This window comes from Vibrio sp. CUB2 (assembly GCF_001557945.1).
Lineage (GTDB): Bacteria > Pseudomonadota > Gammaproteobacteria > Enterobacterales > Vibrionaceae > Vibrio > Vibrio owensii.
Genome location: NZ_LNRB01000015.1, coordinates 49,123 through 64,585, shown reverse-complemented (window position 1 = coordinate 64,585; position 15,463 = coordinate 49,123). Strand labels below are relative to the sequence as shown.

Sequence of the window (15,463 nt, the reverse complement as noted above, 5' to 3'; positions counted from 1 at the left end):
CCCCGCCACTGGATAATTAATAGCGAAGAAAATATTACTACTCACTTACCTCATAGGTTAAAAAATAAGATTAGGTTTATTCCAATGCCACCTAGTTTGCCCACTACCTGTGGTTACAAGACCTGAGTTTGCACTCCAAACTAACTTTGCCCCTGTCATATTGGTTAAAAAGCCTTGTTCTAAGGACCATTTCTGAGAACTTTGATCATTACACTCTTGCAGAAAAACGCTCGAACCTTCTTGATCTAAACATAAAGAACTTGACAGTTTAGTGACCAAATTTGAAGCTGAATCAAGTTGCCAAAGTTGATTATCGGCGCTATGGCAAGGCCAACCAATTATCCGAGCCCCAACAAATGGTCTTCCACCTTCGACATCTAAACAAATAGATTCACTTGTCACTAACTGTTGCCAATTATTGTTATTACTAGCTGATGATGCACTGAATAGAGTATTCACAATAGAACTCAAAGGCTGATAGTATCGTGAAGAGTTTTTTGCAGCCTCTTCCCAATGTTGAGGGATTGGTTGAGTAACATCCCAAAACCCTTCCACATCGTAATAAGATATGGCTTGGGCGTCTGGGGTTGGAGTCCAGAGAAAATCTGGGTGAGCGTTTTGATACCATTCGCCTCCAATCGCATGGCCATACTCGTCCAACTCCAGATCGTAATAATATGTCACTTTCGCTATTCCGTCGAAATCAGGTGAATCAAACTTCCGGTGAGATTGCCCCGTTTCAACCATGTATTCAACGGTCATTCTTACACCAACAATTGACTTAGTATGTACAGAGCGGTACTGCTTAAACATATCTCTCTGATAATCTTGAATTAGGATCGTCGCGTCTTCAGGCGCATAGGAGGCTTCAAAACTTTGGGGATTAAAAAAAACCACGTCATAACCAATAACAGGTTGATTCCAAACCTGATAATCGTAAGTTGCGTCCATGATCAAACTTCGTTCGGATACTCCAAGTTGATTTAAGACAGATAAGTGCCAACTTGCTGGGTTTGTGTCAATACAGTCTTTATCAATAATTCTTCCATTAGGATCTGTTTGAGGGTTCTCAGTGTTACAACGACCACCAATGAACTTCGTGTTATATGAAGATTGAGCCCAAAGCAGGGTTCCGAGAGCTTTTATATCAGATGGATAAAAAGTGATGCTTTGTCCAGTTTTACTTAGGGTGCTGACTGAGTGCATAGGCCTCGGAAGCATATAGGATGCCGCTGCCCATCCGTGGCACAATCCCATCCAGCGTTCAACTTTGCCTAGGGTGTCAAAGTATTTCTTCCCATCATTCCAAGAAGAATGTGTTAATGAAAAAGAATCATCTCCTACTAATAAATCATATTTTTCAGAGGGAGAGAGCTTATCACGTTCTAATCCTCCATAAGAATACCAAGGCTTTATTATATTCGATAGGTCGAAAAACTGTTGCCAAGATTGTCCTTGTATTTCTTCATCAGCATAGCGCAGTGCGATCCCTCCAGAATACAAAGGCCAATAACTATCAGACCATGGTTGTTTTTCTAATCGCTTCTCATTAGGCGCTAAAGCATGCAGTGTGTGTAAGTTTCGCAACAGGTGATGACCAGAGTCGACGAGTCTAGCTGGGTCATCTACCGCATAGTCTATTGAAACTCTTGGAGATATGACAGTGTTTGATTTTTCTATAATCATATCTCGAGCTTGGTTTCTATCCTTGAATAAGATTTCTTGTTTGTGACTTAGGTAAATATCTCCTTCTTTTTTTGGAATTTCATTCATAACTCTTTGCGGCTCTGTATGAAGCTCAGATAAAAACTGATTAATTTCATCTTTCTCTAAAGGGGAAGATAAAACTGAGAAACTAGAAAAAATCATCAGCAAGATCATTGTTCTATTCATTCTTACTCCAATAATAATTTGATTAGATTTTAAATACGAAGTTATCAATTAAGACTATGATGTTTCTTATATCAGGTAGTATAAAGAACCCAAGAGTGGCTCTTGGGTTCTTTGTCTATGAATGGTTTAATTGCAATTGTATAAATAATGAATTTGGTCTTGACAAAGTATTTACTCTGAAATCTCTCGATTAGATAAATGATAGCCCCAAGACCAAGGGCTGATTTCATAGACCTTATCTGAATATACATTTCCTTGATTGCATACCCCGTCAGTACCAATGATTCTGATAGGAAGTTGATTTTTATAGGAGTCTTTAATTATGCCATATTGATATTGGGATACTGGGGAAGACTGATCAACCTTCCATACAAGGTTATCAGAATCTATTACGCAGTTTTCAAAATATGAAATATCCTTCATTACATTTATTCTAAATGCAATATAGTTGTCGCCAGTATTTCCTGATCTTAAAAATATCTCATCGACAGTGCCATAGACATCATTTGCAGAGTGTGCTGATAGTGAAAGGAGAGATGTAGTGACTAAAAGTAAAGTTTTTGGGTTCATAAATATTCCGCATGATTGTTGTGTAATGTATTGATTATGGTAATGATTATTGTTTTTATTTCAATGAAGCGCGTCGCAATAATTTACATAATTAATTACAGTTCGATAATTTAATGAGGGAGTGTATAGGAATTGTTCGCAATCGACTTTTCTATATGTGGTCATTGCTAATTTAGTAAATGCTAATGGTGGGGGCGTTGCCAGGCGCAGTACATATTCAAGATTACCGGTCGTGGCCCAGATTCTAAGAACGGCAGTATCAGAGAAATTTCTATTGCTGCTCACTTAGATTGTTTCATAAATTTGTTGTAACGAAGTTAGCGCCCTCTACCACGTTAAAGTCATACTTTTTGCAAAAAAAACCACCTATGCCATAGGTGGTAAAAGATATTTTTCTTTTAAAAAGTCAGGAGCCTAGGAAGTGGAGTGGTCAACCAAGCTCTCTTCAACTGACATTACGAAAGTAATCAATCAATTTTATATTTGCAAGTGTTTTTATAAAAATTTCACTTTCTTAAAATGGTACGATAAAAATTAACCGTAGTCGTCAGTAATATTGATAAAGAAGATGTTAAGGTTTTATTGTTGCGTGTCTTTATTGATAGTTTTTAAATTTATTGATGGTTTTTATGTGGCAGTTATTGCAAAAGAGATAATACATTAATAAATAAAATGATCTTTATTTGAACTTATATCGAGAATGGTTATCTTCAGTATGTAGAGTAGGCTGGTGACGTTGCTTACTCTATTCACTCAGGCTCGATTACCTAGTCTATTAGACGTTACAACAGTCGATGCCTCTTTTAGCCACCGTTTTCATATCGGTGGTTTTTTTTACATTTAAGTTAGAGAATGTCGTCCTCATTTATGTGAAATGTTAATGGCAAAAAATCAAGATTCATTCATATGCTAGTTGCTTTATTTTTATTCGTATAATGTCTTATGTTTAGAGTAGACTACTGGTGAAAGGTAAGGCTTATGATGGTTACTTGGACAGGTAATTACTTTATTTAGTTAATGATATAAATGAATAGAAACAACAATAAAAATCTTTAAATTTGTGAAAGATATACTCAAGTTTAATGCGTATTAAAATAGGAAATTAATTACATTGACAATTATACTATTAGTACGTGCTATGCCATCGATGATTAAAATGTAAATAGTTGTTGTATGATGCGAAACTTTAGTAATGGAGTCATTAAGTCCGTTTATATTGTAAAAACACCATTTGATTACACCGACAACACTATAGAGAAACACAAGCTGTTTTCCTTTCATCTGAGCTCACCTCACTCTTAAGGTAGCACCATTATTTATTTTTAGGTGCGTGATGACCGCTCTCGATTTTGAAGGTTATGATGTTTTTGTTTGTCGTAGTGGTGGGGTAAGTGGAAATTACATGGTCAGGTTCATTTTTGAACAAGTTTGCACTAAAGTTACGTTGATACGATTTAGTGCCCATCCTTAGTATCGTTTCGGTATGAATATGACGGAAGGTTCTTCTAAATATGTATATTGGCTACGTAGGGGCCATTGCTAAGTGATATTGTCGCTAGCGACTAGAGGAAACGTCTGTTAGTAGAGGTGACATGTAGGCATATTGATGTCCACGTAGTGCGATATTGGGCAATAAATTAAGGTTAACTTGCCGCAATAAGTTTTTGTCGGATACGCCCTTCACCTCGCTTTTGCAACTGACGAACCCGCTCTGCAGATAGCCTCATTGCTTTTCCGGTTTCTTGAAGAGATTTTTGGGGGAGTATCAAATAACCCATAACGATGGATGAGGATTTTTTTGATGATGCCATCACAAGATAAAATGTGTTCGGTCAGTTGTTGTTCTTGCTTTCTTTCAAGTACAGCACTTTGTGGACACGAGTCATTTATGCAGTGCTCTACTGTTGTAAAAGGTTGGTTATCACAAGCGCTTCGATAGGTTGATTTATGTACAAAAAGTCAGAACACCCATGTCCTAAATGTTTTCGTCTTCTGAGAATAAAGTTGAGCAACAAGGGTTTTTATTGCCCTGATACTTTTACATGTGGATGGTACAATCATTGCCAACGTCCGCCTCAAAAGTTATCTCAATCGGATTTAGAGCATCAGTTGAAAGAGGCTAGGGAGAATAACCAACATCAATTAGCTAAACGTATTAAGGCCTGTCTTATCCAGTGTTACCCTCATTCTCATGGTTCTCTTGCCTAGGATTAGGGGGGGATATGATTACTGGTGCGGAGTGGGGCTTCTAACTTGCGGCACACTGTGACATTTTAAAATTGTCGCAACAACGGTATTTTATTTTAAGATCGGCTTTTGCCGATTACGTTAAATAGCAAAATTGAGGTGTACTTTTAGCTCTGATCTTCTTGTCTGTTCACCAAAAGGGCAAAATCGATAATTTTCTTCTCTTAGAACCTTCAAATTTATTCTGTAAGTTAATTACAGTTTTTTGCCGATTGTTAAGTGTTTGTAACTCGTTTTTATTTCATCGCGATCTCGACCTGTAACCCATAAAATGATCACTTTTCTATTTTGAGAATGTTGATGTGAATCACATCTATAGAAAGTGAATTTCTTCCTAACGTACTTTTCAATTGTGCAATTTAGTTAAGTTGTATTGCAATTAATGTAATGCAATTCAGTTAGTTACGCTGTTTTCGCCGTTGTTTTTATCGAATGCTCTTACTAGAATGAAGCAACCAACATAGGGTTGGACGATACTAAAAAGGAGAACACATGCTCCAGTTGTTAAGCGCTTTATCTGCGTGGCTTATTGCCACTGGTGTCCTATTGAAAGCCATATTGAATACTCTATTTTAATATGCACTAAGGTAAGGAAGAGACATTCGTCTCTTTCCTTCTAAAGACATTCAGGTAAAGTCTGCGTCCTTGCAGCTCATGAATTTCCGAGTTACATCGTCTTTCTCATCCTGCGTTGCGTTCCTCCACTTGTTCCACTGCTTTCTTACCGCTTCATGACTTCTGCCGTCCATGTCAGCGACCCAAGCTATCGCCTGGTGTATTTTCATCGGTTTGCGCAAGGTTATCCGTTTGTCTGGTTCTACCATGCTTTCCACTCTTGCTCCTAAGTGCATCAAAGGCACTTTGTCGCCCTGACATAACCCTTTCATCAAACCTTTATGGATTTGATAGCAGATTAACTGGTCGCGTTCGGTAGCGATGCCGCGCTTCAATCGCTCCCATGCGACCATTAACGTAATGTACTTATCAAACATTTCTCGCTGTAAGTGCCCGTCTTTGGCGCTAGAGCGATCACGCCAACGCATAATGCTTCCTACTTCCTCTAGTCTCACTGCTTTCATTTCTTTCTTCTCCTGTGTTGTTGTAGTCAGTTTGCGACGGTTGTGTGCTCGCGTACAGGGAATTTCAGACCCCCAAATCCCTTGCTAGGAAAAGTCGGGTTATTTTTTGGTCTATTTGTTTGTATGTATGTTGGTTTGTTTGTATAATAACAAACGTACAAACAAACTTTGAACGTGACAGGAGAACGGAACATGGCCAGAGAAAGAGCTTTTTCAGATCAGCAAGTCATAGAAGCCGCAAATGCGCTTTTAGTTGAGGGTAAAAACATCAACGGAACGTCACTGCGTAACAAGATTGGTACAGGCCGTCCGTCTGCCTTAATGTCTGCGTTTAAGGCTCTTGAGGATTCTGGTGAAATCCTAGCGCCAATGCTTCCAGACTCTACTGAGCAAACCATTACTCATCAGGAGTTGCCGCCAGAAATCGCTGAGCGACTGTCGGTCATGCTTGGTGATGTTGAACAGCTTGTTCACCAGATCAACGACCACGCTCATTACACTGTTGAGCAGCGTCTTAACCAAGCCATTGCAGAAGCAAACGAACGTGCTGCAAATGCAGCAAAGCGCGAAGCGGAATCGATCCAAGAGCAAGATAAAGCGTTCGAGCAGTTAGAAGATGCGCTTGAAGCAAATGCTGACTTACAAGAGCAGTTAAAGCAGGAGCATAAAGAGAGCAGTCGTCTTAATGCTGCGTTGAATGTTGCTCAGAGTGAAACGAAAGCGGCGCTTGATACCGTTTCTGAGCGTGATGAACGTTTAGTCGAGATGCAAAAACAGATCGCATCGATGCAAAAGCAGCTTAATACTGCCGAATCGGACAAAGCGAAAGCTCAAGGCCAAGTTGAGTCACTAAACAAGCAGCTATCAGAAACAGGCCAAGAACTAAAAGCGGCGCTGAGTGATCTCTCTTCATCTCAGCAAGCGCAAGCGAAGTCTGAAAGCCAAGCGGAGCAGCTTGGTAAGCAGTTAGAAGAGAAGTCAGAGGAAATGGCGAAGCTGAATGCAAGCCTGAAAACGTCTGAAAAAGAGCTGGGCTCGCTGCAAGGGCAGGTTGGTTCGTTAACCGAGCAGATCGCCAATCAAAAGGCTACTAATGAGCAGTTACAAGGTAAGTTCGATGAAGAGAAGGCAGCACATATTCGCGCTGAAAGTAGAATTGAAAGCTTAAATTCGGAGCTAAACAAGAAGAACATCGCTCTGTTAGAGACACAAGCTTCTCTTGGTGAAGTTCAAAAGCTGAGTGCGAAACTAGAAGGTCAGTTAATGCAGTATCAAGAGAATTAAGATGTGGTGTATCAAGAAAGTATGTTGTCCTCTTGGTACTCTGACATTCTTTGTTATTCACACATACTTTCGTGATACGGGTGAACTATGTTTTTAAGTCATGGTGTAAATGAACAAGGCGATCTAGTGAGTATTCACGAAGTGAGTGCTGGCCGCGTCCCGTTAAGTTGTCCGTTCTGTGGACAAGGCTTGATTGCCAAGAAAGGGTCACAAAAGGAACATCATTTTGCCCATGACAGCCAAACTTGCGCTGATGCTAAAGCAATATTGCAGATGACAGCCTTACCTTTGTTTGATGTGGATATGGGGCTTTCCAAGACCGAGATTACTTTGCTTGAAAAGCTATCTCGATGGCGTTCTTTTAGTCGAACTTGGTTATCGTCGAAGCAAAGGGCTGTGTTCGATGAACTGGTCGTTTCAGGACTCGTTGACTTTCAAGAAGGAGATGACAAACCAAGACTCTCAAAGAGTGCTAAACAGTTGCTCACTCTCAATTCTAGCGCGGGGCGATACTTGTCCATGCCTGATTATGCAGAGCTCCAAGAGGCGCTATTTGTAGCGAAGGAAAAGCAGTTGATCGCACATGATGTAGTTAATGACACTCAAACCGCTAAATTTTTCCGACTTCGCCTAGCGACTATTCTGCAACAACACCTGTATGTATTGCGGATCAGATTGGAGCAAGATGGGGTTTGTTACCCGCTGATCAAAGTCGGAATGACAACTCGAAGCATAGAAGAGCGAACGCCGGAGATCTGCCGTGATTTAGAGAAGTTTGGTCGCATACAGAATATTGAAGCGCTTGGGTTCTTTCATCACTTTGGGAGCTTAGAAAAGCGCTTGTTGAAGTTGATGCAACCACAACAACACAAACTAGGCTCTCTAACTGAATACAGTGACCTATTAAGTATTCCTCCCCACTTACTAAACGAAGATATTCGCAACCTTGGTAAACGCAAGGTGAACGGTCACGAATGCGCTGTTACGTACCGCCATCACCAAAGAAAGATTCGAGGCGGCCAGCGTCGTTCTCAGTTGCTCAATGATCAGCACTTGGGTCGGCCAAGCAAAAAAGCAGATACTTTACTGGAAGATTACCCCGATGTGGTCAGGGCTCATGAGAACGGGCTATCGCTTCGGAAAGCGAGCGCGGAAACTGGTCGTGCTGTTAATACTATTCGAAAGGTCTATGACGTTCTCAAAACAATGAGTTGATGCTATTACGCTATGCTGCAAAGTGAGCGTTTTGATAGTGAAGTCGGCGATTTTCCATATGAACCATAACACCCACTTAAAAGAGCCGTTATGATGGCTTAATAGCAATATTTATTGGAAGTTAGGTGTCTAATGCCACATGATTTTTTGGATAAAAAGAAAAAGCCGTTGAGTTCTTCAGGGGGAGGGTACAAGCCTCTTCATGATGAAGAGGCAGTAATAAAACCACCAGTTCGAGAGGAAACGGTTAGAGGGCGGGCAGCGCGTCAGCTACGAGAGCGCCAAGCGGAGCTGACCTTTACCCAAGAAGACTATGACCGATGGGCTCGTAAGAGAGATGATCAGCAAGTAGCATTTGAGCTTGGGTGGATGCAATCTCCCGTAACGCAGTCACAAGATGAGCTGTGGGGAAGTCTTTTTACCTCAGAAACTACGGAAGAACAAAAACAAACCATCAAACAGTGCAATATTCATCTTAACGACCCCGTCCGTCAGGGGGAAATTGTTCTACTCCCTACCACTAAGCCACAAACACCAGAAGAGCAACGTTTACTCGATAAGTGGTTAGAAGAAGCCAAGATTGCCAGCACTGAGTTAGGTAAACTTCTGGATGAGGAAGTGGTCACCCTTAACCGTCACTTTGAACTTTTCTCTCATCAATTGGATGAAAAAATTCGCACAGATGGTTTACCGACGGATTTCTATGCCCAAGTAGGCACAGGTGTTGGGGCAACTGCTGCACTTGTCGAACAAAACTTAAAGAACATTCAAAATGTGCTGTTAGAGATCAACAACCTCTATGTTTCTCAAGTCGCAATGGCGAGTCGAACCGGTGGTATGGGGATGAATTACGGTACATTCGTTGCTGACCGTGCTGATCTGTTTAAAAAGCTCGATGGCTCATTTGCAATGCTCTCTAAACGCAGTGTTCAACTCCCTATTTACACGCAAATCAAGCGTAATCTCAAACTCTCCACTAAGTCCGTCATTCACAATGCGGATGAAATCTTAAAAACAGGCTTTGTGAAAGAGCTTGGTAAGCGCATTGGCAATATTTCGATAGGTATCATGGCGTCTAGAGGTTTGGGCTATGTCGGTTTAGTGGTTGGTGCTGGCAGTGGTATGAACAATATCTATGAGGCATGTAAGGTCGATGGTTCGGGGGATTGTGGTAAGACAACAACACGTGAAGTTGTAGGTTTTATTGGTGGTGTCGTTGGTGGTATTCAAGGGGGCAGTGCTGGCGTTGGGCTTGCTGTCGCTGCCGTTTCTGGCATTGCTTTGATTATTGGCGTAACCGCATCTGCTCCGGTTCTGGCTATTGCTGCAATTGGTGGGGCGGTTACAGGTGGTCTTGTCGGTGGTGTCGCAGGCACAACGGCTGGTAAATGGGGGGTCGATGTTATCTATGAAAAGGTTGAAGATGTTTTGGGGAATGAATAAATGCTGGATTGGTTGATAGCTGTTCTCGGTGTTATTGCTATCATCTGGTGTTTTCCATCGGTACTTGTATTACCTGTGATCTCGCTAGGTAGCTTTAAACACATTATTTTCATAGATAAGCAGTTAGCTAAAGATTTAAATAAGTATTATGACGATAAAGGTTATATGCGCCCGAAGTATCAAGCATCTTGGGATGTCGGAAGTCGGTTTATTAACTACTGTATTGCTTATCCTTTTATTCGACATCGTGAGCAAACCGATTCTAAAAAATTTAAGGCTTTTATGTGGTGGAATGCTTTGGGGCTTTGGAGTTGGATAATGGTTTTCTTTCTAGCTTTTCTTGAAAGAGGGCTAGGAATTTCATTCTGATTTAACTTAAATTCTTTTAGTGCGAACCCAGTCAAGTCTTACTTGTAGATAACGTCAAAATGTCACTGCCATTTTGACGTTATGCTTCTTTAGGTGTGTCCTTCCAACCGTTGCCATCGTCATAGCGCGTGAGTTCTCTTTCATTTCTATATATCGAGTGTCATCAGGAGCATGATTGGGTTACGGTTGGCGAAGAACAGAAATTTTGGAAGTGTGTAGCAAATGCATCGTTATAGTTTTCTATTGATTATGGGGTTGGCCTTATCCGGCTGTGCGTCCGATACGACTGGAAAAGCGGCTAATGATTGGATTATCAAAAAAGAGCAATGCATAGAGCAGGAGGAGCAAAGCGAAGCTTTATTTCCTCGCAATGAGTGGTTCGATTCGCTCACTAAACAGCAGAAGATTGATGTTGTGCTGTATATCTATAATTTGAAGCATCAGGCATGTACTGAAAAAGAATCATTAGAGCTTGAGCGCTCACTAAACAAAGCTGGATATAAAGAGTTAGGAAAGCATTTTACTGTACTAGGCGCGTTCGATTGGCCTGATGAAAGCGCTTTAGATGGTATCGATATCGAACAAGTAAACCAACTTTCTGAGCAGGTAGGGCTCTTTAACTTAGGTACTGTTGGCGAGCAGTTGAAGTTTCGTGAGTAGGTTTAGCCAAGCCCTCTCACTGTTTCCCAATCTACAAATATACGTCCCTTATACCTCAGTGCAGGGTAGGGGATGCTAAAGAATACTAGCTCATTACATTTGGTGCATCGATGTGGCAATTGGTTATGAGTTGAGCGTTCTCCGTCTGGATCATATCGATAGAAACCTTGACCACATTTACAGGGATATTCTACCCGTTCTATGCCGTTTACTTCATGGTAGTGGCGTTTTTCTGAAGTCTTACTCATCACTTTTTCATTTCCCGTTTTCTCTATTTTGTATTCTTACAGACAAAGTCTATTTACACAAAACATTGGGCGTTCTCGCTGGGCGGCACACCGCTGCGCTCAGTTCATTCCGTCACTGCGTTCCTCCCACGATAACTAGCCTCAAAACGAAAATGGTCTTTGCACCAGGTTCGTTCCTCACTTGGTGCCATCCCTCTTTCTGTTCGGCTTAGTTCCTGTGAACAATCACCCAACGCAAAAGCATTTCACTGCCTTCAATTAAGTTCGAGTAAGGGTGACTTTGTCGGCGTCGATAATCCTTTTCGACTCGCATCATTTGATGGGCTCGCAAGCTGTTTAACCGTCTCTCACCACGCCTTGTTTGCAAGGGAAGTGCACGCGATATCCCTAGAGCAACAAGTTGCTAAGGGCTACTCGCCCCTTGTCAAAGCGCAGCGATGGAGAGAGGCCGGACAGCCAAGCGGCTCCATAAAAGTGATACTCAAACAGCAAGGAAAATCTTATGACGCGACAAAACTCAACCCTAACTCTCTCTAAATCTCACTCAGCGACCAACGTTTCGACGTTGGAGCACGAAAGCTCACCAAAAAATGATAGCTCTTGGTGTTTACTGGAGCGTTTATCGAATCATCTTGACCCGTCAAAGGTGGTCAGTGTGGTGTTACGTGGTGAACATTTTGGCTCATGGGAGACGCCGATTGAGCAACGTGAAGCCGGTTTTATGTTGATGGCCATAGATGTGTCTGGCAATGAAAAACACGTTAAGAACTTCCTGCCATCGCAACTTTCTGTTTCTGCAATCAAACAAGAGTGTGGCGAGATTGCTAAAGCGCTCAGTGCCACTTTGATTGATACCACCATCAACTTCAACTTAGAAGCGAGGGATTAAGCATGACACATCTATCAAACAACACCGCAGGTTCAGTGGTGCTTCACAAGCAAGTGAAGGCAATGCGTCAGTCAGTAAAAGGTGCAGTTGCATCGAATACGCCAATCGTCTCACCACAACGCCTAGAAATGACGGAGCGTTTAAATCACTTGAAGATGTTCAGTCGTGGTAAGAGTCCAGAGCAGTTGAGTGATGTAGCAGAGTTGAAAGATCAAGGACTACAAGAGGCGATTAAAGCTCAGTGCCCTGATATTGGTCAGCGAGTCTTTCAGCGTCACGACATTTACGAGTTTTTGTTAGAGCTAGATGGTCACATTGAGCTAAGTGAGTGGCGCCTACGTGAGAACGCGGAGGAAGTGATTGTGTATGCCTCTTACGGTTCAGTGTTCCCTGGTTTGCGCTTTCAAAAGCGTGGTGAGGCTTTTTACTGCACAGGCTTCAACTTCGATATTCGTCTAGCGTTGTAAGGGAATGATATGAAAAACAAAATTATTTCAGTGACTTACGACGCTTATGGCCGAATGCAGTATCACCCAGACTATCACCCCAATCATGGGTTGCCTTGGAAGACGATAGATCAAAGTTACCTGATTGAACGTTACGAACTGGATGGGCCGGAACAAGTGAGTTTCGCATTAGGCAGAACCATTCACACGATTATGGAAAAAGCCTGCGAACTGCGAAAGCTTGGCTTAATGCCTAGGCCAGTCAAATTAAAACACCACCGTCGCATTCAGCGCTCAACAGGAGAATAACCATGAAAGCACCGATTCATTTTGCAGCGCTGTCAGAGCTAACAGGTCGTGACTTTAAGAAGCAAGCGGTTATCACACCTAAGCGCCGTTTTGATTTCTATGACGATGATAATGGCAAGAAATGCAACGTCCACAATTGGTCAAGTAAGCATCAAGTGCATATCTACCATTGTTTGAATTACTCCAATGTGGACGGTAAGCCTTTGTACTTCGTTGAAACCTATTCCATGTGGGGAGATTGGCTGTGCAATGAGTCGTATCGAACCATTAAAGCCATGAAAGAAGCTTGGCACGGCCAACTTTAATTAATCCCCTCATTTTATTATCGAAAAGGAAATTTGTTATGTCTGAATACTGTTTTGAAATCCCTGCTGTACGTGGCATCCAAGCTGGACGTGAGTTTTTTACCATCAATGCACCGTTTGGTGTGTTGAAGCGCCTTGTGGCATTCGATACGGGCAACGTATTGGCTCGCTCTCAACGTGACGTTAACCCAATACGCGCTAAGAAAATTTCGCAGTACATTCGAGATAACTACGATAGTTATGTGTTGACGTCACTCAGTGGTGTAATCAACGAACGTCCAGAGTTCATCGAGTCCGAGCACGCCAATGTTGGCTTGCTCAAAGTGAATATGGACAGCGAAATCTTACTTTTTGATGGACAACACCGAACGACGGCGATCATCGATGCCATTAATCACGATGTTAATTTTAGAGCCGACAATATCCCCTTGATGCTGTTTGTAGATATGACTTTAGAAGAGCGTCAACAAGCCTTCTCCGACATTAACGGCCACACAGTGAAGCCAAGTACCAGTATTAGCGACACGTACAACCAGCGAGACGACTTACCAAAGCTTGTGGTTGAAATGGCAAAGGAACTTGCCGTGTTTGTAGACTTGGTGGACTTTGAGCGTAACGTTATTGGTAAAAACAGTGATTACCTATTTCCTGTCAAAATTCTTAAAGATGCTACTGCTCGATTGATTGGTGTTAAAGCCAATGCCAAGTTAACCGATGAACAGCGCGGCATCGCCCGAGAGTTTTGGCAAGCGTGTGCCAAGCCGTTACTGTGGCATGCATTCCGCAATTGGGAAGATTCTGCCGATGAGTTTCGTGCCGGTTATATCTCTTCGCATGGTGTGTTCTTGAATGCTCTTGGCGTAGTTGGTCAATGTTTGCTAGCGCAATATGGCAACGTGGATAAGCTGGCCGATTTATCAACATTGAATATTCGCCGTGACAGCGATGAATTTGTTGGGCGCTGCATCGATGAAGTCACCGGCAATATGCTGACTAATGCCACCGCGATTAAACTGACGGCCATCAGGATACTTTGTCATGTGGGTTGTCCTGTTGATCCAGAGTTGCAGTCATTAGAGCGCCAATACTTCCCTGATACTGAGTTCCCTTTGGTATCTGAGAGTGCATCAAGTGAAGATACTCCACTGAATGAAGTCTTTGAAAGTTCCGAGGAAGCGCGTTGTGTACATACTTATGCTGATATGGTTCGCACCAAATGGACTGAGCTGACAGAGCCGCAAATCGAAAACCTTTGTGATCAGTATGAGGTTGTTGTGAGTGGCTTAGGTTTGACGTTAGAAGAGGCGAAACCAAGCGTTCAAGTAATGGTTAACAGCATTCGCAAACCATCTACAGTGTTGCGAACTATCCGATCAAACTTCAACAAGGCTACAGCGGCATAAGATTGATTGAATAAATTAAAGGCAGCTTGGCTGCCTTTCTGGTTAGGTTCAGTCTTTGAATAAATCTATTATGTAGATCAATCCCTTGACACATAAATTTGGATTTAATTTCAATGTCGTAATGACAGACTTTAATACCTTGCTACATAAGGATTTGGAGCTTTCAAAAAGCATAATAGTCACCTTTGAGGTTCAATAATGTGTTTGCCAATCGGGTGACTGCTGTTCTATAGTCTCTCTTGTTAGGTATCGACAAGATACAAGTAGTCACTTTCGAGTAGTTGGCGCTACTCTAGATTGGCTTCGATTTTAAGCCCCACCTTTTGGTGGGGTTTTTCGTTTCTATAACCAGAAACGAGTCAGTGTAAAAAATACTCACACTGTAGACTGCTTTGATACAACAACCTTGCTGTGCCTAGCGTCGCGGAATATAAGATAGTGTGAATGATTTGATAATACAAGGCACAGGTTTGGGGTGCCTTGTGGATAACTAACAAAATAAAAAAAATCAGTAAGTGGACACTAACTGATGGATAAAGATGATACCGTACGAGAGAAAATTGCGTTTTTCAGATCGGTTCGTAAATAACCGTATATAAAAAGATTTTTCTTGATCTTTGACTAGTTTTACCCATGAACTCATAAGCTTGAGCGTTCTCGCTGCGCTCGGTTCATTCCGTCGTTTCACTCCTCCCACGATAACTAACCTCAAAACGAAATCGGTCTTTGCACCAGGTTCGTTCCTCACTTGGTGCCATCCCTCTTTCTGTTCGGCTTAGTTCCTGTGAACAATCACCCAACGCAAAAGCATTCCTATGGCAGTGCCATAGTCACAAAGCCATTTCGATTATGTTTGCTAAGTGGCTGGTAAATCGCGTCCTCCCTTCTCGCCAGTCATTGGTTTCCTAGTGATTTTCCCTATCGCCTTGCAACTTCCTGTAACCATCCTCAACCAGAACTTATCTGCAAGGGTATATAAACGCTGCGCGCCCCTGCAGAGAAGAACCATGTTTGAGGGTTGGACAGTCAGGCAACGACGAAGATGAAATTCACTCCATAAGGAAACCTAGCCATGACTGACTCAAACGTAATCCGCTCAACCA

Annotated in this window: 13 protein-coding genes; 10 read left to right on the top strand and 3 right to left on the bottom strand. The window is 42.1% G+C overall.

Going from position 1 to position 15,463, the window contains the following annotated elements; genetic code table 11:
- Nucleotides 1-57: 57 nt before the first annotated feature.
- From ATB78_RS20770 to ATB78_RS20755, 3 genes are all read right to left on the bottom strand, one after another.
- Nucleotides 58-1,893, bottom strand: a complete 1,836-nt coding sequence (locus ATB78_RS20770; protein WP_240537427.1) for a ricin-type beta-trefoil lectin domain protein — start codon at nt 1,891-1,893, stop codon at nt 58-60.
- 171 nt (nt 1,894-2,064) lie between these two features.
- Complete coding sequence (locus ATB78_RS29545) at nt 2,065-2,463, bottom strand: hypothetical protein (protein ID WP_155647849.1); 399 nt, start codon at nt 2,461-2,463, stop codon at nt 2,065-2,067.
- A 2,873-nt stretch (nt 2,464-5,336) separates the two neighbouring features.
- Nucleotides 5,337-5,789, bottom strand: a complete 453-nt coding sequence (locus ATB78_RS20755) for a hypothetical protein (protein ID WP_061010253.1) — start codon at nt 5,787-5,789, stop codon at nt 5,337-5,339.
- Nucleotides 5,790-5,981: 192 nt separating this feature from the next.
- On the opposite strand from ATB78_RS20755, the gene ATB78_RS20750 reads away from it, so the two are divergent.
- The 10 genes from ATB78_RS20750 (at nt 5,982) to ATB78_RS20705 (ending at nt 14,360) form a co-directional block, all read left to right on the top strand.
- On the top strand, nt 5,982-7,073 hold the full coding sequence (locus ATB78_RS20750) for a hypothetical protein (protein WP_061010251.1): 1,092 nt from the start codon (nt 5,982-5,984) through the stop codon (nt 7,071-7,073).
- A gap of 87 nt (nt 7,074-7,160) precedes the next feature.
- Nucleotides 7,161-8,288 (top strand): competence protein CoiA family protein, encoded by a 1,128-nt coding sequence (locus ATB78_RS29890; protein ID WP_061010249.1) that lies wholly within the window; start codon nt 7,161-7,163, stop codon nt 8,286-8,288.
- 132 nt (nt 8,289-8,420) lie between these two features.
- Nucleotides 8,421-9,731 carry a hypothetical protein gene (locus ATB78_RS20740; protein WP_240537426.1) on the top strand — a complete coding sequence of 437 codons (1,311 nt, stop codon included), beginning with the start codon at nt 8,421-8,423 and terminating at the stop codon, nt 9,729-9,731.
- Nucleotides 9,732-10,100 (top strand): hypothetical protein, encoded by a 369-nt coding sequence (locus ATB78_RS20735; protein WP_061010247.1) that lies wholly within the window; start codon nt 9,732-9,734, stop codon nt 10,098-10,100.
- Between the two features lie 222 nt (nt 10,101-10,322).
- Nucleotides 10,323-10,760, top strand: a complete 438-nt coding sequence (locus ATB78_RS20730) for a hypothetical protein (RefSeq protein WP_061010246.1) — start codon at nt 10,323-10,325, stop codon at nt 10,758-10,760.
- A gap of 750 nt (nt 10,761-11,510) precedes the next feature.
- Nucleotides 11,511-11,897, top strand: a complete 387-nt coding sequence (locus ATB78_RS20725) for a hypothetical protein (RefSeq protein ID WP_061010244.1) — start codon at nt 11,511-11,513, stop codon at nt 11,895-11,897.
- A gap of 2 nt (nt 11,898-11,899) precedes the next feature.
- On the top strand, nt 11,900-12,364 hold the full coding sequence (locus ATB78_RS20720) for a hypothetical protein (RefSeq protein WP_061010242.1): 465 nt from the start codon (nt 11,900-11,902) through the stop codon (nt 12,362-12,364).
- A 9-nt stretch (nt 12,365-12,373) separates the two neighbouring features.
- Nucleotides 12,374-12,652 carry a hypothetical protein gene (locus ATB78_RS20715; RefSeq protein WP_061010240.1) on the top strand — a complete coding sequence of 93 codons (279 nt, stop codon included), beginning with the start codon at nt 12,374-12,376 and terminating at the stop codon, nt 12,650-12,652.
- Nucleotides 12,653-12,654: 2 nt separating this feature from the next.
- A complete protein-coding gene (locus ATB78_RS20710; RefSeq protein WP_061010239.1) occupies nt 12,655-12,957 on the top strand; it encodes a hypothetical protein in 303 nt (100 codons plus the stop codon).
- Nucleotides 12,958-12,995: 38 nt separating this feature from the next.
- Entirely contained in the window at nt 12,996-14,360 is a 1,365-nt protein-coding gene (locus ATB78_RS20705) for a DNA sulfur modification protein DndB (RefSeq protein WP_081096635.1), read from the top strand.
- The last annotated feature ends 1,103 nt before the right edge of the window (nt 14,361-15,463 follow it).